The sequence below is a fragment of the Allobosea sp. GW823-FHT02B03 genome (genome assembly GCF_058797755.1).
This window is the reverse complement of sequence record NZ_JBXAJY010000001.1, coordinates 968,450-991,592: the sequence shown is the minus strand read 5'-3', so window position 1 is coordinate 991,592 and position 23,143 is coordinate 968,450. Positions and strand designations below refer to the sequence as shown.

Here is a 23,143-nt window from a genome sequence, read left to right as displayed (position 1 = left end):
GGTGCCTGCACGGATGGAAAGCACGGCTCTCCCTCCGATCAGAAGACCAGCGACCAGAAGAAGCGGGCGCAGACCAGGAGGAGGAAGATGCCGAAGGCGACTTCGAGCTTGCGCTTCGACAGACGATGCGCCTGGCGTGCGCCGATAGGGGCCGTCCAGATCGAGGTCGGGATGAAGAGCAGGAAGCCAATCAGCGAGACGTATCCGAGCGAGAGCGGCGGCAGCAGGTCCATCTTCGGCCAGCCGGCATAGATGTAGCCGAGCGCACCGGGGATCGAGATCAGCACGCCGAGGCCGGACGAGGTCGCGACCGCCTGATGGATCGGGCGGCCGTAGAAGGTCATGAACAGGCTGGAGAGCTGGCCGCCGCCGATACCCATCAGCGCCGAAAGCACGCCGATGACCAAGCCGTAGACCCGCATCAGGAAGGGCCCGGGCATATCGTCGCCGAGCTTCCAGCGGTCGGAGGCGAAGAGCAGGCGCATGGCGCTGGCGAAGGCGACCACGACGAAGACCGCCTTGAACACGTCCGGCGAAGCATAGCGCGCAACCAGGCTGCCGAGACCGACGCCGAGCACCACGGGCAGCGCCCAGATCCTGATGACAGAGGTATCGACCAGACCCTTGGCCCGGTGCGCGTTGAAGGAGCGGATCGAGGTCGGGATGATGACGGCGAGCGAGGTTCCGACGACGAGGGGCATCCGCACCTCCTCAGGCACGCCGATGACCCGGAAGACCTCGTAGAGCACCGGCACGATGACCGCCCCACCACCGACGCCGAAAAGGCCGGCGAGCAGGCCGGTGACAGCCCCCGCGGCGATCAGCGAGACGGCGAGAAAAATCAGGTCGTTGATGGGAATACCGGCAATCATAATGTTTCCGAATATGGGAAGGTGGGGCTGCTCTTAGGGATTCGCCGGGAAAGGGCAAGGTTGGTGCGGCAGGGCCGCCATGCGCGCAGACACAGCCATGGGCCGGCGGAGCAAGAACTGCGCCGTCGGCTCGCCGGCTCGACGGCATCCGGGCCGAGCGAGACGCGGCGAAGAGAGGTCGCGCTCCTCGGCAAGTGCGTAACTGTTACGAACTTGCCGGCTGCCGCCGCGTGCTTTCAGTCTCTTGATCCCGAGCGCGAGCGTCAGAAGCTATGGCGAGACAGGGCCTCCGCTCACGGTTCCGATCAATGCGCGAGGTTTCTCCATGCCCCCGAAGCAGGACGTCTCCGGCACGAACCCATCTCTCGACAGGCGCAGCATCCTTCTGGGCGGAACCGCCCTGGCTGCGGCGGCATCCTATCTCTCGGCGGACGTCAAGCCGGCCCAGGCGCAGCAGCCGACAGCCCCGGCCGCCGGGCGCAAGCCGAACATCCTCGTGATCTTCGGCGACGATATCGGCGTTCCCCAGATCAGCGCCTATACAATGGGGATGATGGGCTACCGCACGCCCAATATCGATCGCATCGCCAAGGAAGGCGCGATCTTCACCGACGCCTATGGCCAGCAGAGCTGCACCGCCGGCCGCGCCTCCTTCATCCTCGGGCAGGAACCTTTCCGTACCGGCCTGCTCACCATCGGCATGCCGGGCGATCCGCATGGCATCCAGGATTGGATGCCGACGATCGCCGATGCCCTGAAGACCGCCGGCTACGCCACCGGCCAGTTCGGCAAGAACCATCTCGGCGACCGGGACGAGCATCTCCCGACGCGGCACGGCTTCGACGAGTTCTTCGGCAATCTATACCATCTCAATGCCGAGGAGGAGCCGGAAGGCTACTTCTATCCGAAGGACCCGAATTTCCGCAGGCAGTTCGGCCCGCGCGGCGTGCTCAAGACCTCGGCGGACGGCAAGATCGAGGATACCGGCCCGCTCAACACCAAGCGCATGCCGACGATCGACGAGGAATTCCTGGCCGGCGCCAAGGATTTCATCGACCGTCAGGCCAAGGCGAACAAGCCGTTCTTCTGCTGGTTCAACTCGACGCGTATGCACGTCTTCACCCATCTGAAGGCGGAATCGTTGGGTAAAACCGGCAAGGGCATCCATGCCGACGGCATGGTCGAGCATGACGGCCATGTCGGGCAGTTGCTCAAGCAGCTCGACGATCTCGGCATTACCGACAACACCATCGTGCTCTACACCACGGACAACGGCGCGGAGATCGCGCTCTGGCCAGACGGCGCCATGACACCGTTCCGGGGCGAGAAGGGCACGACCTGGGAAGGCGGTTTCCGCATCCCGATGATGGTGCGCTGGCCGGGCGTGGTGAAGCCCGCGACGGAGGTCAACGAGCCGATCGCACTGATCGACTGGTTCCCGACCTTCTGCGCTGCCGCCGGGCTTGGAGATGTCAAGGAGAAGATGAAGACCGGATTCCAAGCGGGGTCGAAGAGCTTCAAGGTTCATCTCGACGGCTACAATTTCATGCCCTTCCTCAAGGGCGAGACGAAGGAGCCTCCGCGGGACACCGTCTTCTACTTCGATCAGGGTGGCAATTTGAACGCCATCCGATGGAACGATTGGAAGGTCAGCTTCGCCGTCGCCAGCGAGGGAAACATCGCAACAGCGACGCGCGAGGTCCCATCCTGGGCCAACATCACCAACCTACGGATGGATCCCTATGAGCGCGGCACCAAGGAAGGCGGCGAAGCCATGAAGTTCTTCGCCCAGCAGATGTGGCTGCTCGTGCCGATCCAGGCCAAGGTGAAGGAGTTCTTCTCGGACTTCGCCGAGTATCCTTTCCAGACCGGCAGTTCGCTGAACGCGTCCGGCATCAATTACGGCCTGCTTCAGCAGCAGGCTGCAATGAAGCGGCTGGGCGAGCTGGAACGGTTGAGGCCACGCTAGAGCAGGCTTAAACCCGCCGGCACCGTCATTCCGGACAGGCCGCAAGAGGCGCAGCTCCGGAGTGACGATCCGGCGGATCGAAAGCCGCTAGTCGGCGACACCCTCGCGGCCGGCGATCGTCATGCAGGTCGCCGTCATCATCGCGCAGAGCTTGCGCGCCCCGCCCGAGACCGCGAAGACCTCGGCGGTGGCGAGCGTCAGCGTGCGACCGGCCTTCACCACCTTGCCGAGCGCCCGCAGTTCCTCGCCGGTGGCGGGCGCCAGCAGGTTGATCTTGAACTCGGCCGTGAGGATGCCGGCTCCGGCCGGCATCGCGGTCAAGGCGGCATAGCCGGCGGCGCTGTCGGCGATGGTCGAGACCGCGCCGGCATGGACGAAGCCGTGCTGCTGGCAAAGATGGCCTGAAACCGGCAAGGCGATCTCGACGTCGCCCGGCGCGACGCGGACCAGCCGGGCGCCGAGCGTCGTCATGAAAGCCTGCTTGGCGAAGCTCGTTTCGATCCTGGCGACCAGCGCGGGATCGACGGTGGCGGGTTCACCCGTCATCGGCAAGGCCTCGTTCATTCGGCGGCAATCGCGGAGGGTGCCTCGCGCTCGACGCGGGCGATGGCGGCGCGCAGATCGGCCAGGCCGGCACCGGCGGCGACGCAATGCTCGGCGAGATGGCGCCGGAACAGGCGCGAGCCACGCCGGCCGGGAAAGAGCCCGACGAGATGGCGGGTGAAGGCGTGCAGGCGCCCGCCCCGCTCGAGATGTGCGGCGATGAAGGGCTCCAGCACCTCCAGCATCTCGAAGGCGTCGGCGACCGGCGCCGCCTCGCCGAACAGCAGCGGGTCGACGGAAAGCAGCACTTCCGGGTTCTGATAGGCCTCGCGGCCGAGCATGACGCCGTCGACATGGTCGAGATGCGGCAGCCATTCGGAGGGGGCGCGGATGCCGCCATTGAGCGAGACCGGCAGGTCGGGATTGGCCGCCTTGAGACGATAGGCCCGCTCATAGTCGAGCGGCGGGATCTCGCGGTTCTCCTTGGGCGAAAGTCCCTGCAGCCAGGCCTTGCGGGCGTGCACGATTAGCGCATCGACGCCCGCGGCCCGGACCGTCGCAGTCAGGGCGTCGAGCGCGACTTCCGGATCCTGATCGTCGACGCCGATGCGGCACTTCACGGTTACCGGGATCGAGACGGCCGCCTTCATCGCTGCGACGCAGTCGCCGACCAAGTCGGGCTCGCGCATCAGGCAGGCGCCGAAGGCCCCGCCCTGGACGCGATCGGAGGGGCAGCCGCAATTCAGGTTGATCTCGTCATAGCCGAAATCGGCGCCGATCTTTGCCGCCTCGGCCAGCAGGATGGGATCATTGCCGCCGAGCTGCAGCGCGACCGGATGCTCGACCGCGTCGAAGCCGATCAGCCGCTGCCGGTCGCCGCGGATCACGGCCTGCGCCGTCACCATCTCCGTGTACAGAAGGGCGCGACGCGACATCAGGCGATGGACCACCCGGCAATACCGGTCGGTCCAGTCCATCATCGGCGCCACGGAAAACCTAATGTACTGATATTGCGTCATATTTTACCTTGAAACCGGCATATGCGCACAGAGCGCGCAAGGTTCCCTGCCAGCCATCCCTAAGCCGGCCTCTAAGCTTCAGCGGCTCTACTAACCCAAAATCCGGCTTTTGATGAGCCCGGACAGCAAACAACCCGGCCAGGGCCGGGTTGCATGATTGGCATCGCCGCCAAGGGCGAGCCGCGAGAGCCGCCGCCTCAGGCGAGTTCGGCGGCGCCGATCCGGTTGAGCAGTTCAAGCCGATGCGCCGGGTCGGCAGCGCCCGGAGCGAGCGCCTGCTCGATCAGCCCGGTGAGCTGCTGCAACGCCCCCTCCGCGACGTCGAGCGGCAGCGGGCGGCGGTCATAGGCTTCGGCGAAGCGGCCGGCGAGATCGGCGAGCAGGCGCAGCAGCGCGGCATGCTCGGGCTCGGCGGCGCGCAATTCGAGGGCACGGCCCTGGAATTCGAGATAGGTATTCATGCTGCCCTTCTGCTGGAGCAGCCAGTTCAACAGCTCGTTCATCATCCTCTCCGGGTAGGCGGCCGTCCGACCTTGCGGCGGCCGATCGTTCAGGCCCGCGCCTTTCCGGCGGGCTTCGGGCGTGACGGGGCCGTCATCGCCTCGATCTTCAGGAGCTCGTCGAGCTCGGCCCGGCTGAGCAGGCCTTCCTCGAGCACGATCTCGGCAACCTTGCGCTTCTCGGCGAGGGCGCGGCGCGCCACCCGCGACGACGCCTCGTAGCCAAGGCGCGGTCCGAGCGCCGTGACGAGACCGATCGAGTCCTCGACCAGCGCCAGGCAGCGCTCGCGATCGGCCTCGATGCCGGTGACACAGCGCGTCGTCAGCGTCGTCACCGCCGCGGTGAGATGGCGTAGCGAGGAGAGCAGGCAATAGCCGATGGTCGGCTCGAAGGCGTTGAGTTGGAGCTGGCCGCCCTCGGCGCAGAGCGTCACGGTGAGATCGTGGCCGATGACGAGATAGGCGACCTGGTTGACCACTTCCGGGATCACCGGGTTGACCTTGCCCGGCATGATCGAGGAACCGGCCTGGACCGCCGGCAGCCGGATCTCGCTGAAGCCGGCGCGCGGGCCGCTGGAGAGCAGGCGCAGATCGTTGCAGATCTTCGAGAGCTTGACGGCGACGCGCTTGAGCACGCCGGAGAACAGCACGAAGGCGCCCATATCCGAGGTTGCCTCGATCAGGTTCGTCGCCGGCACCATGGGCTGGCGGGCGGCGCGGGCCAGCTCCTCGATGGCGAGGGAGGCATAGCGGGCATCGGCGGTGATGCCGGTGCCGATCGCGGTCGCGCCGAGATTGACCTCGCGGAACAGGGCCGCCGCCTCGCGCAGCCGCGAGACATCCTCCTTGATCGTGGCGAAGAAGGCGTCGAACTCCTGGCCGAGCGTCATCGGCACGGCGTCCTGGAGCTGGGTGCGGCCGATCTTCAGCACATCAGCGAATTCGACCGCCTTGGCCTTGAAGGCGAAGGCGAGCTCGTCGAGCGCCGCGATCATCGGCTCGGTGGCGAAGATCACGGCGAGGCGCAGCGCCGTCGGATAGGCGTCATTGGTCGACTGCGCCATGTTGACGTCGTCATTGGGATGGAGCGCGGCGTAGTCGCCCTTCTGCCGGCCCATCAATTCGAGCGCGACGTTGGCGATGACCTCGTTGGCGTTCATGTTGGTCGAGGTGCCGGCCCCGCCCTGCACGGCATCGACGACGAACTGGTCGTGGAAGCGGCCTTCGACCGCGATCAGGTCGCAGGCCCGCTCGATCGCCTCGGCCTTCGCGGCAGGAAGATTGCCGAGGCGGCGATTGGCGCGCGCCGCCGCCTGCTTGACCAGGGCCAATGCCCGCACGAATTCCGGGAAATGCCCGACCGGCACGCCGGTGATCGGGAAATTGCCGACGGCACGCAGCGTATGCACGCCCCAATAGGCGTCGGCCGGCACATCGGCATCGCCGAGCAGGTCATGCTCGCGCCGCGTCCTGACTTCGGCCAGCGCGATGGTCTGCGTCGTCGCGAGCTGGACGCTGTCGGCCTGCGGCGGTGCGGTGATCGGCGTTGCTGCTGCGAGATCGGCCTTGGTGGAATCCTCGCGGGATTTGGGCTTCATCGCAGGCTCCTTCCGGATCAGACGCGCGGCGAAAGGCTGACGCGGCCGCCATGGCGCGTCGACCAGGCGACGGGGTCGGCGAGGAAGCGCTCGATCTCGGCGCGATCCTCGGCGGCGAGTTCCTGGCCGGCATCGGCACGCAGGACATCGGCCCAGGTGGCGAGCGGATGCAGGGAAAGCCCCGCCTCCTGCAGGCGCTCGCCGGCGCCCGGAAAGACATCGTGGTAGAAGATCGTCAGGACGTGCTCGACGCTGGCACCTGCCGAGCGCAGGCCGCGGGCGAAACCGAGCTTGCTGCCGCCATCGGTGGTCAGATCGTCGACAAGGAGCACGCGCAGCCCGTCGACCGGCCCGCCCTCGACCTGGGCGTTACGGCCGACGCCGAGCGGGCGCTTACGAACATAGCGCAGCTTCAGCCCGGTGCGGTCGGCGAACCAGGAAGCGAAGGGGATGCCGGCGGTCTCGGCGCCGGCGACGGCATCGAAGCTGCCGGCGGGAAAGGCCGCCTCGGCATAGCGGACGGCGAGATCGGTGACGGCGCGGCGCAATTGCGGGTCGCCGAGCAGCAGGCGAACGTCGACATAGACCGGGCTCGCCCAGCCGGCCGCGAGCACATAGGGCTGCTGGCGGCTGACATGGATGGCGCCCGCCCGGAACAGCAGCCGGGCGACCGCCTCGCCGATCTCGCCGGCGCTCACGGGCGGACCTCGCCGATCGACCAGGGCAGGTTCTCGGCGCCGCGGAAGATCACGACCTCGCTGTCCTCGACCTCGACGGCGGCAAGCGCCCGGCTCGGCTTGCGCTCCAGGGTGATCGTGCCCTCGTTCAGCGGCAGGCCGTAGAAGCGCGCGCCATTCTCCGAGGCGAAGGCTTCGAAACGGTCGAGCGCGCCGGCCTCGTCGAAGACCTGGACATAGGTCTGCAGCGCGGTCGCGCCGCCGAAGACGCCGGCCGAGCAGCACTCGGCCTGCTTGGCGCCGCGCAGATGCGGGGCGGTGTCGGTGCCGATGAAGAAACAGGAATCACCAGACGTGACGGCCTCGCAGAGGGCGAGACGATGGCTCTCGCGCTTGGCGACCGGCAGGCAGTAGAGATGCGGGCGCAGACCGCCCTGGAAGAGCGAGGTGCGGTTGATGATCAGGTGATGCGGGGTGATCGTGCCGGCGGCGCGCCCGGCATGGGCGCGGACGATCGCGACAGTCTCGGCAGTGGTGACATGCTCGATCACGACCTTGAGCCCCGGATGGCGCTTCAGCAGGGGCAGCATCTCCTGCTCCATGAAGACAGCTTCACGGTCGAAGATGTCGACGGCCGGGTCGGTCGCCTCGCCATGGACGAGGACCGGCATGCCGATCTTCTCCATGCGCTCCAGCACCGGCGCGAGCTTGGGAATATTCGTGACGCCGTGATGGGCGTTGGTGGTGGCGCCGGCGGGATAGAGCTTGGCCGCGGCCCAGACGCCCTCGCGATAACCGCGTTCGATCTCGTCCGGCACGGTCGTGTCGGTGAGGTAGCAGGTCATCAGCGGGGTGAAGTCGCAGCCTTCCGGCCGGGCGGCGAGGATGCGCTCGCGATAGGCGGCAGCCGCGGCGATGGCCGTTACCGGCGGCACGAGGTTCGGCATGATGATGCCGCGGGCGAACTGGGCGGCGGTGAAGGGCAACACGGCCTTGAGCATCGCACCGTCGCGCAGATGGACGTGCCAGTCGTCGGGCCGGCGGATGGTGAGCGAGAGCGGCGCCTCGGCTTCCGCAGCCGGCGCAGCATCGAAGAGTTGCGAAACGCTCATTGTACCGCCTCCCGGATGGCCGCCCGCATCACCGCGATACCGGCTAGGAAATCATCGATCGCCATCGCTTCCCTGGGATTATGCGATCCGTGCTCGTTACGCACGAAGATCATGGCGCTCGGGATGCCGGCATTGGCGAAGACCGCCGCATCATGGCCGGCGCCGCTCGGAATCTCCTCGTCGGGAAGGCCGAGCCCGCGCGCCGCCGCCTTCAGCCGCGCGATCCAGCCCGAATCCATCACCGCCGGGGCCGATTCGAGGCGGCGGTCGAAGCTGAATTCGACCCCCCTCTCCTCGCCGACCAGCCGGCATTCCGAGAGGAATAGGTCGTAGAAGGCCTCCAACGTCTCGCGGTTCTGGCTGCGCACCTCGAAGGAGAAGCTGACCTTGCCGGGGATGCGGGCGATGGCATGCTCCTGCGGGTCGGTGCCGAGTACGCCGGCCGTCACCACCACGTCGCGGCCGCGCTCCAGCAGGGTGCGCCAATGCCGGTCGAGATGGGTGATCAGCTCGGCCGTGGCGAAGACCGCATCGCGCCGCAGCCAGCGCGGCACCGCGCCGGAATGGCCGGCTTCGCCGATGCATTCGACATTGCGATGGCGGACATTACCACGAATGCCAGTGACGATGCCGACCGGCAGATCGCGGGCGACCAGCACCGGCCCCTGCTCGATATGGAGTTCGATCCAGGCCGCGACCGTCGCGGGGTTGAGCAAGGGCTCGCCCTTCTCGACGCGGGCCATGTCGACGCCGATATCGGCCATGCACTGCGCCAGGGTCCGGCCGGTCGCATGGTCGCGCACCGCAAGGTCGGCAGCGGTGAGTTTCCCGAACAGTGCGCTCGAGCCCATATAGGCCTTACCGAAGCGGGCGCTCTCCTCGCCGCGCAGCGCATAGACCTTGATGGTCCGGCGCGGCACGAAGCCTTCTTCCTTGAAGCGGGCGATGATGGCGAGGCCGGCGATGACGCCGGCGGCACCATCGAAATTGCCGCCCTGCGGCACAGAATCGAGATGCGAGCCGCAGGCCAGGAAGGGCAGCTCCGGCTCGGCGCCTTCGAGCGTTATCACCAGATTGGCGCCGGCGTCGCGCTCGGTCGCGAGACCGAGCTCCCGCACCTTCGCCTCGACGATGTCGAGCGCCAGGGATTCGCGCTCGCTATAGGCTTCGCGGGTGATGCCGACGCCGTCGCCAGTCGCCTCGCACAAACAGTCGAACAGGGCTTCCGACAAGGCGCGGTCGCCCTCGTCGCCGCTGAAGACGTTGCGCAGATCGGCAGGGTGCGCGGTCACGATACGGGATCCAGCCAGGCGAGTTCGGACTCGTCGGCCTCCTCGATGACGACGCCGCGGATCAGGTCGGTGACGCGCGGAATCTCGCGATGCAGGCAGAAGCTCCTGAGTCCGTCGATGATCGTGGTCATCGCCGCCGGCTGCAGGAAGGTCGCGGTGCCGACCTGCACGGCGCTGGCGCCGGCGAGCATGTATTCGACGGCGTCCTCGGCGGTGGAGATGCCGCCGCAGCCGATCACCGGGATCTTCACCGCCTTGGCGCATTGGAAGACCTGGCGCAGCACGATCGGCTTGATCGCCGGGCCGGAGAGGCCGCCCATGATGTTGCCGAGGCAGGGCTTGAAGGTCTTGAGGTCGATCGCCATCGACAGGATCGTGTTGGCGACCACGACCGCATCGGCGCCGGCGGCTTCGGCGGCGCGCGCCACTTCCGGCACATCGCCGGTATTGGGCGTCAGCTTGACCCAGAGCGGCAGGTCGGTCGCCTCGCGCAATTGCCGCGTCACCTTCTCGGTGGATTCGGCGCGCATGGCGAAGGCCTTGCCGTCCTCCTCGATGTTCGGACAGGAGATGTTGGCCTCGATCGCGGCGATGCCGGGGATCGAGAGCTCGGCAGCGAGGCTGGCAAAGCCCTCGGCGGTCGGCGCCGAGATGCTCACCACCAGTGGCGTGTCATAGGCCGCGTAATGCGGCATCGTCTCCTCGACGAAATAGCGCACGCCCTTGGAGGGGATGCCGATCGCGTTGATCAGGCTGCCCGGCCGCTCGACGACGCGCGGCAGCGGGTTGCCGGCGCGCAGTTCGCGGGTGATCGTCTTGGTGACGAAGGCACCGAGCCGGTTGAAATCCATCACCTTCTCCAGCCCCTCGGCGAAGGTGCCGGAGGCCGGCATGACCGGATTGCGCAGCTTCAGCCCGCCAATGCTGACGGAGAGGTCGACATCCGGCGCCGCATGGGCGGCTGCGTTCATCACCGGGTTCATGGCAGCGCTTCCATCAGGTCGAAGACCGGCCCGTCCCAGCAGACGCGCCGGTGGACGATCTCGCCATTGACGTTGAAGTCGCGCACGCAGCAGTAGCAGAGGCCGATTCCGCAGGCCATCTGCTGCTCCATCGCGACCTGGCCGGGCAGGCCGAATTCCTGCGCCAGCCGTTGCTGGACGCGCATCAGCCGGCTGGAGCCGCAGGTGAAAAAGGCATCGCAGGCGCCGTCGGCGATCAGCCGGCGCAGGATGCGCTCGACATTGGCCGGGCCGCTGGTCGATTCGGAATCAGTGACGGCGACGACGTCGGCGCCGTGGCTGTGGAAGAGGTCAACCGAGACGAGCAGGTCCGGCCGGCGGGCGCTGAACACCGCGGTGACGCGGGTGCCGTTGGCCTTGGCCGCCTTCGCCAGCGGGGCGAGCGTCGCAAGCCCGGCGCCGCGGCCGACGGCGACGATGCTGCGCCAGGAGGGATCGAGCGTGAAACCGGTGCCGAGCGGCCCCATGATGTCGAGCCGGTCGCCGACCCGCAGCGTATCGAGGCCGCGGGTACCGGCGCCCGTCACCTTGTAGAGAAACTCGACCTGGCGCTTCTCCGGATCCGCCCCGTAGAGGCTCATCGGCCTGCGCAGGAAGGGCTGCTCGCCGACCGGCTGGGGGCAGAGCAATTGGAAGAACTGGCCGGGCTCGGCCGCCGCAGCTTCGGCGCTGCAGCGGACGACGAGGTGCCGGTATTCGCCGTTGACCGCCTCATGCGAGACGACCTCGGCGAGTTCCGCGACCACGCTGGCCTTCCAGGAGGCGCAGGAACCCACGGCTCCCGCGCCGCCTGTCGTGGCGGCGAGCGAGCCTTGATGAAGCGGTTGCATCGACATGGCTCGCTCCTTTCAGCGGCTCAGGAGAGCTCGGCGCCGCGGCGCTCGGGGATCAGCAGCCACATGGCGATCATGTCGAGCACATAAAGCGTCGCCAGAAGGCCGATCGCGACCTCGAAGCTGTAGGCGGCGGCGATCGCGCCCACCACGACGGGGCCGAAGCCACCAACACCGCGACCGATGTTGAACAGCACGTTCTGGGCGGTGGCGCGGGCCGTGGTCGGGAAGAGCTCACTGATCAGCGCGCCATAGCCGCCGAGCATGCCGTTGACGAAGAAGCCCATCACCGCGCCGCCGATCAGGAGGTGGATCGGGTCGGTCAACCGCGAATAGACCACGACCATCACGGCTGCGCCGAGCATGTAGCCGAAGAAGGCGGGGCGCCTGCCGATCCGGTCGGCGATATGGCCGAAGGCGAAGATGCCGAGCGCCATGCCGGCGATGGTGACCGAGGTCCAGACGGCCGACTGGGTCAGGGCGAAGCCGAAGCGGGTCGCCAGATAGTTCGGCAACCAGATCATCACGCCGTAATAGCCGAAGTTCTGGACCGAGCAGAGGATGACCATGCCGAGGCTGAGCTTGGTCGTGTCCCAGTCCTTGACGAGAGCGCGCAGCGCGGACTCCTTCGGCTTGTCCTTGGTGCGGGCGACGAAGACGTCCGGCTCATGCAGCGAATGGCGGATGAAATAGGCAGCGATCGCCGGCAGCACGCCGATGGCGAACATGCCGCGCCAGCCGATCGTGGGAAGCAGCAGCGGCGTCGCGATCGCGGCGGCGAGCACGCCAACCTGCCAGCCGAGACCGACATAAGAGGAGGCGCGGGCGCGCTTCGAGGCCGGCCAGGCTTCGGCGACGAGCGCCATACCGATGCCGAACTCGCCGCCGAGGCCGAGGCCGGCGATGGTGCGGTAGATCAGGAGGTCCCAATAGCCCTGCGCGAGGGCGCACATGCCGGTGAAGACCGCGAAGAGGACGATGGTCCAGGTCAGCACGCGCACGCGGCCGAGCCGGTCCGAGAGCATGCCGAAGCCGATGCCGCCGATCACGGCGCCGACCAGCGTCGCGGTGACGAGCGAAGCGCCCTGCGCCTGGGTCAGATTGAGATCGGCCGAGATCGCCCGCAGCATGAAGCCGAGGATCAGCAAGTCGAAGCCGTCCATGGCGTAGCCGATGGCCGAGCCCCAGAGAGCCTTCCTGGCCTTGCTGTCGACCTCTGTCGGTGCGGAATGGGCGATTGAGCCGGCGGTTGCGGCCTGGTTGTCACTCACGGCGGAGTCCCCTGTCTGGCTTCTGATGACGTGCACAGGAACGCAAATGCATCAGGGCACGCCCCGTGCGTGCCTCTGCCTGCCGTCCCTTTGGAGTTTGGGCGTGCACCCATCTTCTCCGGACGCTTCTGCGTCACTTGACGACCGACCGCTAGGGCCTGCCGCGAGAAGCTCACCGCTGCGCGAGACATAGCCCCTCCGCGCCGCACGCCGGCATGATTGTCACGGCATTATCTCATTTGCAATCCTAAATCTCAATTTTGCGACACTTTCGGAAAGCGGCGGGCTTTCCACAAGCATCGGCGGGTCGTGGCGCGATTCAGGGATTGACCTCGACCGTCATCGCGCTGAGAAGGGGCCGTTTGCGAACCCGACATTGCCCCGCCCGAACGCCGCAGCCGGCGAACGATGGCGCTCAGCCCCTGGAGAAGAAGACCATGCCCAATCTCTACATGCCGGTCGACAGGGACACGATCGCCCTCGAGGCGGCCAAGATGCTGCTCGAGATCAAGGCCGTCCACTTCTACAAGGACAAGCCCTTCATCTTCACCTCGGGCTGGGCGAGCCCGGTCTATATCGACTGCCGCAAGATCATCTCCTTCCCGCGGCTGCGTTCCTCTCTGATCGACTTCGCCGCGACGACGATCGTGCGCGACATCGGCTACGAATCGATCGACATCGTCGCCGGTGGCGAGACGGCCGGCATCCCCTTCGCTGCCTGGATCTCGGACCGGCTGGCGCTGCCGATGCAGTATGTGCGCAAGAAGCCCAAGGGCTTCGGCCGCAATGCGCAGATCGAAGGCGAGGTGGTCGAGGGCGCCCGCACGCTGCTGGTCGAGGACCTCGCCACCGATGGCGGCAGCAAGGTCAACTTCTGCAAGGCGCTGCGCGACGCCGGCGCCAAGGTCGATCACTGCTTCGTGCTGTTCTACTACGACATCTTCCCGCAGGGCCGCGAGATGATGAAGGAAATCGGCGTCGGCCTGCACTATCTCACCACCTGGTGGGACGTGCTCAAGGTCGCCAAGGCGAGCGGCCATTTCGAGCCGAAGGTGCTGGACGAGGTCGAGAGCTTCCTCAACGAGCCGGCCAAGTGGTCGGCCGCGCATGGCGGTATCTCGGACTTCAACCAGGCCAAGCAGGGCTGAGCCACCACGCCATGCGCCTCATTCTCGATCGGGCGCATGGCCGCCTCAACGACGACCGCGGCAACGGCTTCGACCCGGCGACGCGGCAATGGCAGCCGGACACGGCGTCCGCAGAGGGCGAGCCGGTCACGCCGATCGAGGCGCTGCATTGGCTCCAGCATGCGAGCGGCCGGCCACTGCGCACGCCAGTCGCGGTGATCGGCACGCGGACACCCACGCAGGAACAAGAGCAGGCGGCCGAACAGACCGGCCTCCTGCTCGCCCGGCACGGGCTGACGGTGCTGTGCGGCGGCCGCGCCGGCGTGATGGAAGCCGTTTGCCGCGGCGTCGCCAACGGCGGCGGCCTCTCGATCGGCCTCCTCCCCGACACAGAGCCGGAAGCCGCCAATCCCTATGTCACCGTACCGCTCGCGACCGGGATCGGCGTCGCCCGCAACGCCCTGATCGCGCGCGCCGCGCACAGTCTGATCGCGATCGGCGGCGGCTATGGCACGTTGTCGGAGATCGCCTTTGCGCTGCAGTTCGGGCGGCCGGTCTTCCTTCTGGAAGGCGCCCCGGCGGTGGACGGCGCGGCACGCTGCGCGAACCCTGACGAAGCCCTCGAACAGGTCGCCGGCGCGGTGCTGCGCCTGCCGGAATCAGCCGCGGGCTGAAGCCGATTTCGGCGCGCGTTCGGCCGTCGCGCCGGAGCGTGCCAGCGCCGCGCGCAGCAGCGCCCCGGCCTCGCTGCCCTTGCGGGCCCGGCGCCAGAGATCATCGGCCAGCGCCTCGTAGAGCCGCACCGGCTGCTCGTCCGCCGTGAGCATGGCGATGCCGGAACGGAGGTTCGGCAATTCTCCGCCGAGCCGGAACGGGCTCAGGCCCAGCAGCGTCTTCTCGGCGGTCCGGAAGAGCTGGAAGGTCATGTTCGGCAGGGTTTCCTCGATCAGGCCGATCTGGATGCCCATCGGCTCGCTTTCGATCAGCGCCAGCAGATGCTCGACCTCGGCCCGCGCCGCGAGACGCCGCCGGGCGAGCTCGTCCTCGGGAAGGTTGAAGCGGCCGACGATGCCGAGCTTCAGCCAGCGCTCGATCTCCAGCACATTGACGAAGTTGACGACGCTGAGCCGACGGCGCTCGCGGGCCTTGCGGCGCTCGTCGAGGATGGCGATGACCGCGTCGATCTCGCCCTCGGCCTTGTCGCGATCTTCGACATGCGGCGGCAGGGCCTCGACCAGCGTCCGCCGGAGATAGGAGGCGTAGTCGCCAGAGGTCAGCAGATAGGAGAGCGGCGGGAAATGGGCGACGACCTGGTCGGCCTCTTCCTCGATCTGCCGCATGCGCTCGAAATAGGCGACGGGGCTGGCATAGTATTCGACCCCCGCCCCGAGCAACGAGGCGACCGTGGTCTCGAGCACGCCCGCCAGCCGCTCGAGCGTCTCGATCTTGACGACGCCGCCGCCCTCGATGCGGTAGACCGCGGCGCGCGAAATGCCGAGCCGCTCGGCGACCTCCTCGGCCATCAGGCCGCGCCCGAGCCGGTAGGCCTTCAGCCGGTGGCCGATCTCGTCGAAGCGGATAGCCATCGGGTCGGCCCTGTCGTCGCCTAGAATCTCAGATTTTAGACAAGCTAGCCCAGTTCGCAGCGGTTGCGAAGCCGCGCGACTGACGCAGCAGGCCGCTTCGCCGGCCGCATCTCGTCTTTGCCTCAGCCCTTCCGGCGCAGGAGATAGGTATCCATGATCCAGCCATGGGCAGCGCGGGCCTCGGCGCGGCGCTCGACGATCTCCCCGGCGACCTCCGAAAGCGGGCCGGAAGCGAGGATCTCCTCCTCCGCGCCAAGATAGGCGCCCCAGTAAATGTCGAGCTCCTCCGGCGGGATCTTCGCAAAGGCCTGCTCGCCATCGAGCATGACGACGACGCTGCCCTGATCGCCCGGCATGCCGCTCTCGGCCAGTTTGCGGCCGGTGGTGATCAGCACCGGCTCGCCGATGCGGTTCAGCACCAGCCGGTGCGCCGCTGCCAGGGCCTGGACGCTGCTGATTCCGGGAATGACGTCGTAGTCGAGGGCGAAGCCGCGGGCACGCACCGCCTCGATGATCCGCAGCGTGCTGTCATAGAGCGCCGGATCGCCCCAGACGAGCAGGCCGCCGACCTCGCCCTCGCCAAGTTCCTCGGCAAGGAGACGCTCATAGGATTCGGCCAGCGCCGCATGCCAGTCATCGACGCTGCCGCGATAGTCGGAGCCGGCAGGAGCACGCTGCGGCACGCGCAGCGGCACCATGCGATAGGCAGGCTTCTCGATATAGCGCCGGCAGATCTCCTCGCGCAGTTCGCGCAAGGCGGCCTTCTCCTCCCCCTTGTCGGGCACGAAGAAGACATCGACCTCGTTCAGCGCCCTGACCGCCTGGAGCGTCAGATGCTCCGGGTTGCCGGCGCCGATGCCGATGATCCTGATCCTGCGCATGGGGTCCCTCATGCCTGCGACTCGATCCGGCCATAGCACGGTCTTCCGGTCCGCACAGAAGGCGCCGTCATTCCGGACAAGCCGCGCGAGCGGCGCAGCTCCGGAATCCATCGAAGCGCGCGTGCGCTCTGGGATGGATTCCGGCGCTCCGCTGCGCTGCGGCCGGAATGACGGGAGAGGCTTTGCCTACCCCAGGAGATTGCGGATCGTGCGCATGAAGACGCGGGCGCCGGGGGCGATCAGCGCATCGGGGAAATCATAGTCCGGATTGTGCAGGGGCGGCGTATCCTCGCCGGAGCCGAGCAGGAACATCGCCGATTTCGAGGAGCGGCCGAACAGGCCGAAATCCTCCGAGCCGCGCTGCGGCGGCGTCTCGCCATGGGCGATGCCCTCATCGTCGAGCGCCCGGCGCAGATGCGCCACCGCCTCGGGATGGTTCTCGCAGTGATGGAAGATGTCGAAATAATCCATGGTGACCGATAGCCCGCCGGCTTCGGCCGCCTCGCGCGCCAGCGCTTCCGCTTCGCTGCAGAGCGCGCCCATCAGCGAATCGTTCAGGGTCCGCAGCGTCGCCCAGATCTCGGCCCGGCCGGGCGTGATGCCGAAGGCCTGCTCGCCCATGCTGGCATGGGTGACCGTGACGAGGCGGTAATTCGCATCGAGAGCCCCGCCCGGACCGAGCGCCGTCAGCTCCGGCAACAGACGGGCGAGCGCCTTCATCGGCGAGATCGCGTGTTCCGGCGTCGCCGCGTGCGAGGTGCGGCCGCTCAGCACGATCTTGAGGCCGCGCGAGGCGCAGTTCGCGGCGCCCTCGGACAGGCGGATGGCGCCGAGCGGCATGCCCGGCTTGTTGTGCAGTGAGAAGGAGAAGTCCGGCGCGATCTCCTCGAACTTCGGGTCCGCGATGACGGCGGCGGCGCCCGCACCGGTCTCCTCGGCCGGCTGGAACATCAGGATCGCCCTGCCCCGCTGCGGCCTCTGGCGCCCGAGCCCGCGTGAGAGCGCGGCAAGGATGGTCATGTGGCCGTCATGGCCGCAGAGATGGCCCTTGCCCGGCACCTGCGAGGCGTGCGTGACGCCGGACAAATCCTCGATCGGGAGCGCGTCGAGCTCGGCCCGGACCAGCACGGTCGGCCCCGGCTCGCTGCCCTCATAGATCGCGGCGACGCCATGGCCGCCGATCCCGGTGACGACCCGGTCGGGGGCGCTCGGGGCGAGGAAGCCGACGATGGCCTGCGCCGTCTCGCGCTCCTCGCCGGAGAGCTCGGGCGCGCGGTGCAGCGCATGCCGGAGCTCGATCAGCTCGACCATGTCGGAATTGGTGAGAAACATGCTGGCGCTTCCTCGGATGATTTTGTCCGAGCTTCACCACTGCGCGCCGCATCGCAAGTGCCGGCAGCCGGATTTGTCGGGCGGCGGCCATGCGCTGCGGTCAAGTCATGCCGCCAGCAATCCCAGCGCCCGTTCAATGCGCGAGCAGCCGCCGCGCGCCCTCGCCCGGCGGTAGATCCGCTGCAGCTTGCCGCTGGCATAGGAGCTGACCACGATCGCGTGGACATAGCTCTTGCGAACCACCGCCGGTGTATTGACCAGCCGCTCCGAGATGGCGCGCATGATGTCGGCGAGCTGCCGCTTGCGGCCGCGCTCGCTGGTGTCGATGTCGGTCGCGAGCAGGAGCTCGGCGGCGGCGGCATTGGCGGCGAGCATGCGCAGATCCTTGCTCGACACCGGCAGGCCGGCGGCCTCGCGCAGATAGGCGTTGATCTCGGCGGCGCTGATCAATGCGACCGTGCCGTTCTCGTCGCGATACTGGAAGAGCCGCCGGCCCGGCAGCGTGGCAAGGCGCGTCAGGGCGCGGGCGAGCGGCGCGTCTTCGCGAGCGCAGGCGATGTCCTTGCCGCCCTTGCCGCGGAAGGAGAGCGCGACATGACTGCCGGTGACGGCGATATGGCGCTTGAGCAGAGTCGAGGCGCCATGGCTGCCATTGCTGCGGGCATAGACCTCGTTGCCGACGCGGATATGGCAGCGATCGATGATCGCGGCGGCGCAGGCCAGCGCCTTGGCGCGCGAAAGTTCCCTTCCCTTCAAGTCAGCGGCGATCCGCTCCCGCAGCCGGGGCAAGGCCTCGACCAGTTGCGCCAGCCGCTTCAGCTTGCGGCGCTCGCGTACCTTTTCCCAATCGGGATGATAGCGATGCTGGATGCGCCCGGCCTCGTCGCGTCCGACGGCCTGGAGATGGCCGCGCGGATCGCTGGCGATCTGGACGTCGCGATAGGCCGGCGGGATCGCCAGTGCGCGAATGCGGGCGAGCGTCGCCTCGTCGGTGACCTTGCCGCCTTCGGCATCGCGATAGCCAAAATTGCGGCCTACGCGGATGCGGGTGATCGAGAGATCCTCGGGCGTGGTCCGGCGAAGCCGGCCCGAAGCACTGGCCTCGCCTGTCTTGCGCCTTGCGGCCATGGCACCCTCCGCAGCTCGAACGGCTGCGGAGGAATGCGGCAGGCGGCAGGATGTTCCGGATCCCCGGTCAATCCTGCGAAGTCGTCCCGGACCAGCGGCGAAGCCGCGCCGATCCGGGACCCATGCCTGGACCGTTCCGGCATGGATCCCGGGCCTTCGCTTCGCTACGCCCGGGACGACACATGTCCCTGGCGCAAGCCCATCACCGCTTGGCCCGCGCCACGATCTGCGTCGGATTGACGAAGCGCAGCGCGATGACGAGCCAGATCAGCGTCGTCGCCATGTAGATCACCGCCATGGCGTCGATCGACTGTACGGCGCGCACGCCGGCGGCGAAAACCGCGTAATAGAGCGCCACCACCAGCGTCTGGCTGGTCGGCCCCGCCGTGAGGAAGGTCAGCTCGAACATCGCGATCGTCCGGACCAGAACGAGCAGGAGCGCGGCGAGGATGCCGGGCATCAGCAGCGGCAGCAGGACGTGGATGAAGAGCTTGAAGGTGTTGGCGCCGAAGACCCGCGCCGCCGCCTCGATCTTGGTGTCGATCTGCTCGATGAACGGGATCATCACCAGGATGACGAAAGGCACCGTCGGCACGAGATTGGCGAGCACGACGCCCGACATCGAGCCTGCGAGCCCGGTCCGGTAGAGCACCGTCGCCAGCGGGATGCCGAAGGTGATCGGCGGCACCAGCAGCGGCAGCAGGAAGAGCAGCATGACGAGCTTCTTGCCGGGGAAGTCGCGCCGCGCCAGCGCATAGGCGGCGGGCACGCCGATCAGCCCCGAGAGGAAGACGACGAGGAAGACGATCTGGAAGGTGACCGTCAGCACGTCGCCGAGCTGGAACTCGGCCCAGGCGGCGCCGTACCAGCGGGTCGTCCAGCCATCGGGCAGCCAGGAACGCAGCCAGCGCGTCGAGAACGAGCTGGTGATCACCGTCGCGATCATCGCGAACAGGTTGACGATGAAGAAGCCGATCAGCGTCCAGTTGGCCGCGGCCCAGAGCTTGGTCGAGAGACGTGTATCCTTGACCATCGGATCAGCCCTTCCCGCCGCCAGCCGGGCCGCGATAGAGCATCCCGCGCAGGCCCAGCACCGCGACGACGATGGCGAGCTGGACCACGCCCATGATCATCGCGACGGCCGAGGCCATCGAATAGTCGTACTCCTCGAAGGCCGCCTGATAGGCCGCGATCGAGATCACGCGTGTCGGCCCGGCCGGCGCTCCGAGCAGGACCGCCGAGGGAAAGACCGAGAACGCCTGCACGAACGAAAGACAGAAGGTGATGGCGAGCCCAGGCAGCAGCAGCGGGAAGAGGATGTGCTTGAAGCGCTGCCAGGGCCCGGCACCGAGGGTCGCGCCCGCCTGCTCCAGCGCCGGGTCGACGCCAGTCAGATAAGACAGGGTCAGGAGGAAGGTGAAGGGAAAGCCGGTGATCACCAGCGAGAGCATCACGCCCCAGTAATTGTGCAGCAGCTTCACCGGCGATGAAATCAGGCCGATCGTCATCAGCGTGCGGTTGAACCAGCCCTGCGGGCCGAGATAGTTCAGGAGCCCCTGGGCGACCAGCACGGTGCCGAGCGTGATCGGGATCACCAGGATGGTGGTGAGAAGCCGCTGGTTCTTCATCAGCCGGACGCGGAAGGCGATCGGGATCGCCAGCAGCAGCGTCACGATCGTCACCGGCAGAGCGAGCCAGAGCGTGGTCGCGATCGTCCCGTAAAGGAAGGAATCGGAGAAGAAGCGCTGGTAGTTCGCCAAGGCGCCGCCGGCCTTGGGCGTGAAGGAGAGGAACAGCCCGTAAAGGAACGGGTAGATGAACAGCGCCAGCAGGAAAATCACCGCCGGCAGGACCAGCAGGGTCAGGCCGTCGAGGCCGCGCGCGGCGAGGCGCTGCGAAAGCGGGATATCGGTGGATGCCGGGCTCATGCGGCGCCCCCGAAGACCAGCACCCGCTCCTTATCGGCGGCCAGGCGGATATCGGTGCCCGGCGCGATGCGGCGATCAGCCAGGAAGGTCAGCGGCGTATCGTCGGCCATGCGGGCGAAGCCGACGAATTCGCGGCCATGGAACTCGGTCGAGACGACCTTCGCCTCGAGCCCTGCCCCGCCCTCCGGCACAGGATGCAGGTCCTCGGGGCGGATCGAGAGATGGGCGACCTCACCAGGCGCCGCCTTGGTGCGGACGCGGCCGGTAACGCCGACATTCCCGACGGTCACGGTCGCAAGATCGTTCGCCACGCTCGCGACCTTGCCGGAGACCTTGTTGCGGAAGCCCATGAACTCGGCGACGTCGAGATGGTCGGGCCGCGAGAACAGGTCCTCTGGCCCGCCGACCTGGCGGATCTCGCCGTCGCGCATCACCACGATGCGGTCGGCGAGCGAGAGCGCCTCCTCCTGGTCGTGCGTGACATAGATCGTGGTGGCGCCGAGAGCGTTATGGATGCGCCGGATCTCGGCCCGCATCTCGAGACGCAGCTTGGCGTCGAGATTGGAGAGCGGCTCGTCCATCAGCACGAGCGGCGGCTGCACGGCGATGGCGCGGGCGATGGCGACGCGCTGCTGCTGGCCGCCGGAAAGCTGGCCGGGGAGCTTGTCCTCCTGGCCCTGGAGCCGAACCAGCGCCACAGCCTCGGCGACGCGGCTCTCGCTCTCGGCCTTTGGCATGCCGCGCATCTTCAGGCCGAAGCCGATGTTCTTGCGCACGCTCATATGCGGGAAGAGCGCGTAGCTCTGGAAGACCATGCCGAAGCCGCGCTCTTCAGGACGCAGCGGGTCGATGCGCTTCTCGTCGAGCCAGATGCCGCCGCCGGTCGCAGGCAGGAGGCCGGCGATCAGGTTCAGCGTCGTCGACTTGCCGCAGCCCGAGGGGCCGAGCAGCGCGATGAACTCGCCCTGCCTGATGGTCAGCGAGACGTCCTTGACGGCGTTGTGGCTGCCGAAATCGCGGCAGAGCCGGTCGAGCCTGAGTTCGCGGAAGTTCGCAGCATGTATCGTCATGAGGACCATCTGGTTCGGACGGACGGCGGGCGTCCGGAGACAGGCGACAGCAAGGCGACAGGCCGGTCAAGGACCGGCCTGTCGGGCAGCGGATGGGCCGGCTTACTTGCGCTTGGCGCCGCCGACCTGCTCGTCCCACATGCGGAAGGCGACGACCATCTTGTCGGGGTCGAGCGGGGTTTCCATCGGATTCTCGGCGATCAGCTTCTCGTATTCCGGGCGGCCATATTCCTGGATCGCCTTCTGGCTCGATTCCGGCGCCATCGAGAGCGGCACGTCCTTCACCGCCGGGCCCGGATAGAAATAGCCCTCGTCATAGGTGTAGGCCTGCTGCTGCGGCGTCAGCATGTGGCGGATCAGGTCGAGCAGCACGGCGAGCTTCTCGTCGGAGACGCCCTTGGGGATCATCATGTACTGGGCGTCGGTGACCCAGTGGAAGCCCTTCAGCGTCTGGATCTTGGCTTCCTTCGGCACGACGCCGAGGACGCGCGGATTGATGTCCCAGCCGGTGGTCGAGACGATGATGTCGCGCGTGCCGTCGCCGAGCTCCTTCATCGTCGCGCCGGTGCCGCCCGGATAGTACTCGATGTTCTCGCCCAGCGCCTTGAGATAGGCCCAGGTCTTGTCCCAGCCCTTGGCCGGATCCTTGGGATCGCTGTCGCCGAGGATGTAGGGCAGGCCCATGATGAAGGTGCGGCCCGGGCCGGAATTGGCCGGGCGGGCATAGAGGAAGCGGTTCTTGTTCTGCTTCGTCCAGTCGAGCAGCTCCTGCGCGGTGGTCGGCGGAGTCTTGACCTTGTCGGGCATGTATTCGAGCAGCGGGCCTGACGGGTAATAGACCATCGCCATGCCCTGCCCGGAGCCGAGATTGTGCATCGCGAGCGCGGGCTTGAGGTAGATGTCATCGGGCTTGGGCAACTCGGCTGCGAAGCGCGGCAGCAATTCGACCCAGAGCTTCTGGTCGATGCCGGCCGAGAGCACGTCGAGACCACCGATGACGAAATCGATGTCGACGCGGCCGGCCGCCTGCTGGGCCTTCAGCTTGGCCGGCAGCTCGGGAGCCGGCGCCTTGGTGAAGGTCATCCGCGAAACGAGCTTGGGGTTCGCCTTGGAATAGTTCTCCAGCGGCGCCTGCACCAGAGCGAGCGCGCCACCGACGTCGATGATGCTGATCGCGAGCGGCGACGACGGCAGCTTGAGCGCCTGGGCGAAAGCGGCCGGCGCCTGCGCCAGCCCGGCGACGCCGGCAACGCCGCCAAGGAACGTGCGCCTGTTGATGCTGTCCTGGACCATTTTTCCCTCCTCGCGGCGGCTTTGCCGCTTCTTTGCTTGCACCGAAACCGGCACCGGCCATCTTGTGCCGGCCCCTGCTCGACTCTTATC

22 protein-coding genes are annotated in these 23,143 nt (G+C 67.5%); 3 read left to right on the top strand and 19 right to left on the bottom strand.

Annotated features, from left to right (window positions below; translation table 11 throughout):
* Positions 1-38: 38 nt before the first annotated feature.
* Positions 39-872: a sulfite exporter TauE/SafE family protein gene (locus AC1REK_RS04590; protein ID WP_492267026.1), complete on the bottom strand. Its 834-nt coding sequence runs from the start codon at positions 870-872 to the stop codon at positions 39-41.
* 325 nt (positions 873-1,197) lie between these two features.
* Here AC1REK_RS04590 and AC1REK_RS04585 point away from each other — a divergent pair, with 325 nt between their 5' ends.
* Positions 1,198-2,841, top strand: a complete 1,644-nt coding sequence (locus tag AC1REK_RS04585) for an arylsulfatase (protein WP_492267027.1) — start codon at positions 1,198-1,200, stop codon at positions 2,839-2,841.
* Between the two features lie 87 nt (positions 2,842-2,928).
* Here the strand turns inward: AC1REK_RS04585 and AC1REK_RS04580 are convergent, their stop codons facing one another.
* The 10 genes from AC1REK_RS04580 to AC1REK_RS04535 all read right to left on the bottom strand — a co-directional run bounded on the left by AC1REK_RS04580 (position 2,929) and on the right by AC1REK_RS04535 (position 12,708).
* A complete protein-coding gene (locus tag AC1REK_RS04580) occupies positions 2,929-3,387 on the bottom strand; it encodes a PaaI family thioesterase (RefSeq protein WP_492267028.1) in 459 nt (152 codons plus the stop codon).
* Between the two features lie 14 nt (positions 3,388-3,401).
* On the bottom strand, positions 3,402-4,403 hold the full coding sequence (gene dusA, locus AC1REK_RS04575) for a tRNA dihydrouridine(20/20a) synthase DusA (protein WP_492267029.1): 1,002 nt from the start codon (positions 4,401-4,403) through the stop codon (positions 3,402-3,404).
* A 197-nt stretch (positions 4,404-4,600) separates the two neighbouring features.
* The gene (locus AC1REK_RS04570) at positions 4,601-4,906 is read right to left on the bottom strand and encodes a hypothetical protein (RefSeq protein WP_327521666.1); all 306 of its coding nucleotides are present in this window, start codon (positions 4,904-4,906) and stop codon (positions 4,601-4,603) included.
* A 47-nt stretch (positions 4,907-4,953) separates the two neighbouring features.
* The gene (locus AC1REK_RS04565; protein ID WP_492267030.1) at positions 4,954-6,501 is read right to left on the bottom strand and encodes an aspartate ammonia-lyase; all 1,548 of its coding nucleotides are present in this window, start codon (positions 6,499-6,501) and stop codon (positions 4,954-4,956) included.
* 17 nt (positions 6,502-6,518) lie between these two features.
* Positions 6,519-7,199, bottom strand: a complete 681-nt coding sequence (locus tag AC1REK_RS04560; RefSeq protein WP_492267031.1) for an orotate phosphoribosyltransferase — start codon at positions 7,197-7,199, stop codon at positions 6,519-6,521.
* On the bottom strand, positions 7,196-8,290 hold the full coding sequence (gene pyrC / locus AC1REK_RS04555; RefSeq protein WP_492267032.1) for a dihydroorotase: 1,095 nt from the start codon (positions 8,288-8,290) through the stop codon (positions 7,196-7,198). The genes AC1REK_RS04560 and pyrC overlap by 4 nt, the downstream gene beginning before the upstream one ends.
* Positions 8,287-9,582: a Zn-dependent hydrolase gene (locus AC1REK_RS04550; RefSeq protein WP_492267033.1), complete on the bottom strand. Its 1,296-nt coding sequence runs from the start codon at positions 9,580-9,582 to the stop codon at positions 8,287-8,289. The genes pyrC and AC1REK_RS04550 overlap by 4 nt, the downstream gene beginning before the upstream one ends.
* Entirely contained in the window at positions 9,579-10,565 is a 987-nt protein-coding gene (locus AC1REK_RS04545; RefSeq protein WP_327521670.1) for a dihydroorotate dehydrogenase, read from the bottom strand. Before AC1REK_RS04545 ends, AC1REK_RS04550 begins: the two co-directional genes overlap by 4 nt.
* Complete coding sequence (locus tag AC1REK_RS04540) at positions 10,562-11,440, bottom strand: dihydroorotate dehydrogenase electron transfer subunit (RefSeq protein WP_316019511.1); 879 nt, start codon at positions 11,438-11,440, stop codon at positions 10,562-10,564. Before AC1REK_RS04540 ends, AC1REK_RS04545 begins: the two co-directional genes overlap by 4 nt.
* Positions 11,441-11,460: 20 nt before the next feature.
* Positions 11,461-12,708 carry an MFS transporter gene (locus AC1REK_RS04535; RefSeq protein WP_492267034.1) on the bottom strand — a complete coding sequence of 416 codons (1,248 nt, stop codon included), beginning with the start codon at positions 12,706-12,708 and terminating at the stop codon, positions 11,461-11,463.
* 437 nt (positions 12,709-13,145) lie between these two features.
* Between AC1REK_RS04535 and AC1REK_RS04530 the strand changes: the two genes are divergently transcribed.
* Complete coding sequence (locus AC1REK_RS04530; protein ID WP_291634963.1) at positions 13,146-13,856, top strand: orotate phosphoribosyltransferase; 711 nt, start codon at positions 13,146-13,148, stop codon at positions 13,854-13,856.
* Between the two features lie 11 nt (positions 13,857-13,867).
* Positions 13,868-14,509 carry a TIGR00725 family protein gene (locus AC1REK_RS04525; RefSeq protein WP_492267035.1) on the top strand — a complete coding sequence of 214 codons (642 nt, stop codon included), beginning with the start codon at positions 13,868-13,870 and terminating at the stop codon, positions 14,507-14,509.
* On the opposite strand, the gene AC1REK_RS04520 is transcribed toward AC1REK_RS04525, so the two are convergent.
* The 8 genes from AC1REK_RS04520 to AC1REK_RS04485 all read right to left on the bottom strand — a co-directional run bounded on the left by AC1REK_RS04520 (position 14,495) and on the right by AC1REK_RS04485 (position 23,053).
* Positions 14,495-15,421 carry a helix-turn-helix domain-containing protein gene (locus AC1REK_RS04520; protein WP_492267036.1) on the bottom strand — a complete coding sequence of 309 codons (927 nt, stop codon included), beginning with the start codon at positions 15,419-15,421 and terminating at the stop codon, positions 14,495-14,497. The two genes, AC1REK_RS04525 and AC1REK_RS04520, sit on opposite strands and share 15 nt — an antisense overlap.
* Before the next feature lie 122 nt (positions 15,422-15,543).
* Complete coding sequence (gene cobF / locus AC1REK_RS04515) at positions 15,544-16,302, bottom strand: precorrin-6A synthase (deacetylating) (RefSeq protein ID WP_492267037.1); 759 nt, start codon at positions 16,300-16,302, stop codon at positions 15,544-15,546.
* A gap of 186 nt (positions 16,303-16,488) precedes the next feature.
* Positions 16,489-17,634 carry an amidohydrolase gene (locus AC1REK_RS04510; protein WP_492267038.1) on the bottom strand — a complete coding sequence of 382 codons (1,146 nt, stop codon included), beginning with the start codon at positions 17,632-17,634 and terminating at the stop codon, positions 16,489-16,491.
* Between the two features lie 105 nt (positions 17,635-17,739).
* Positions 17,740-18,762 carry a DNA topoisomerase IB gene (locus tag AC1REK_RS04505; protein WP_492267039.1) on the bottom strand — a complete coding sequence of 341 codons (1,023 nt, stop codon included), beginning with the start codon at positions 18,760-18,762 and terminating at the stop codon, positions 17,740-17,742.
* A 202-nt stretch (positions 18,763-18,964) separates the two neighbouring features.
* Positions 18,965-19,795, bottom strand: coding sequence for an ABC transporter permease (locus AC1REK_RS04500; protein ID WP_316019518.1), 831 nt, complete (start codon positions 19,793-19,795; stop codon positions 18,965-18,967).
* A gap of 4 nt (positions 19,796-19,799) precedes the next feature.
* A complete protein-coding gene (locus AC1REK_RS04495; RefSeq protein ID WP_316019519.1) occupies positions 19,800-20,690 on the bottom strand; it encodes an ABC transporter permease in 891 nt (296 codons plus the stop codon).
* Positions 20,687-21,760, bottom strand: coding sequence for an ABC transporter ATP-binding protein (locus AC1REK_RS04490; protein ID WP_316019520.1), 1,074 nt, complete (start codon positions 21,758-21,760; stop codon positions 20,687-20,689). The genes AC1REK_RS04495 and AC1REK_RS04490 overlap by 4 nt, the downstream gene beginning before the upstream one ends.
* A gap of 102 nt (positions 21,761-21,862) precedes the next feature.
* On the bottom strand, positions 21,863-23,053 hold the full coding sequence (locus AC1REK_RS04485; protein ID WP_316019521.1) for an extracellular solute-binding protein: 1,191 nt from the start codon (positions 23,051-23,053) through the stop codon (positions 21,863-21,865).
* Positions 23,054-23,143 lie beyond the last annotated feature (90 nt).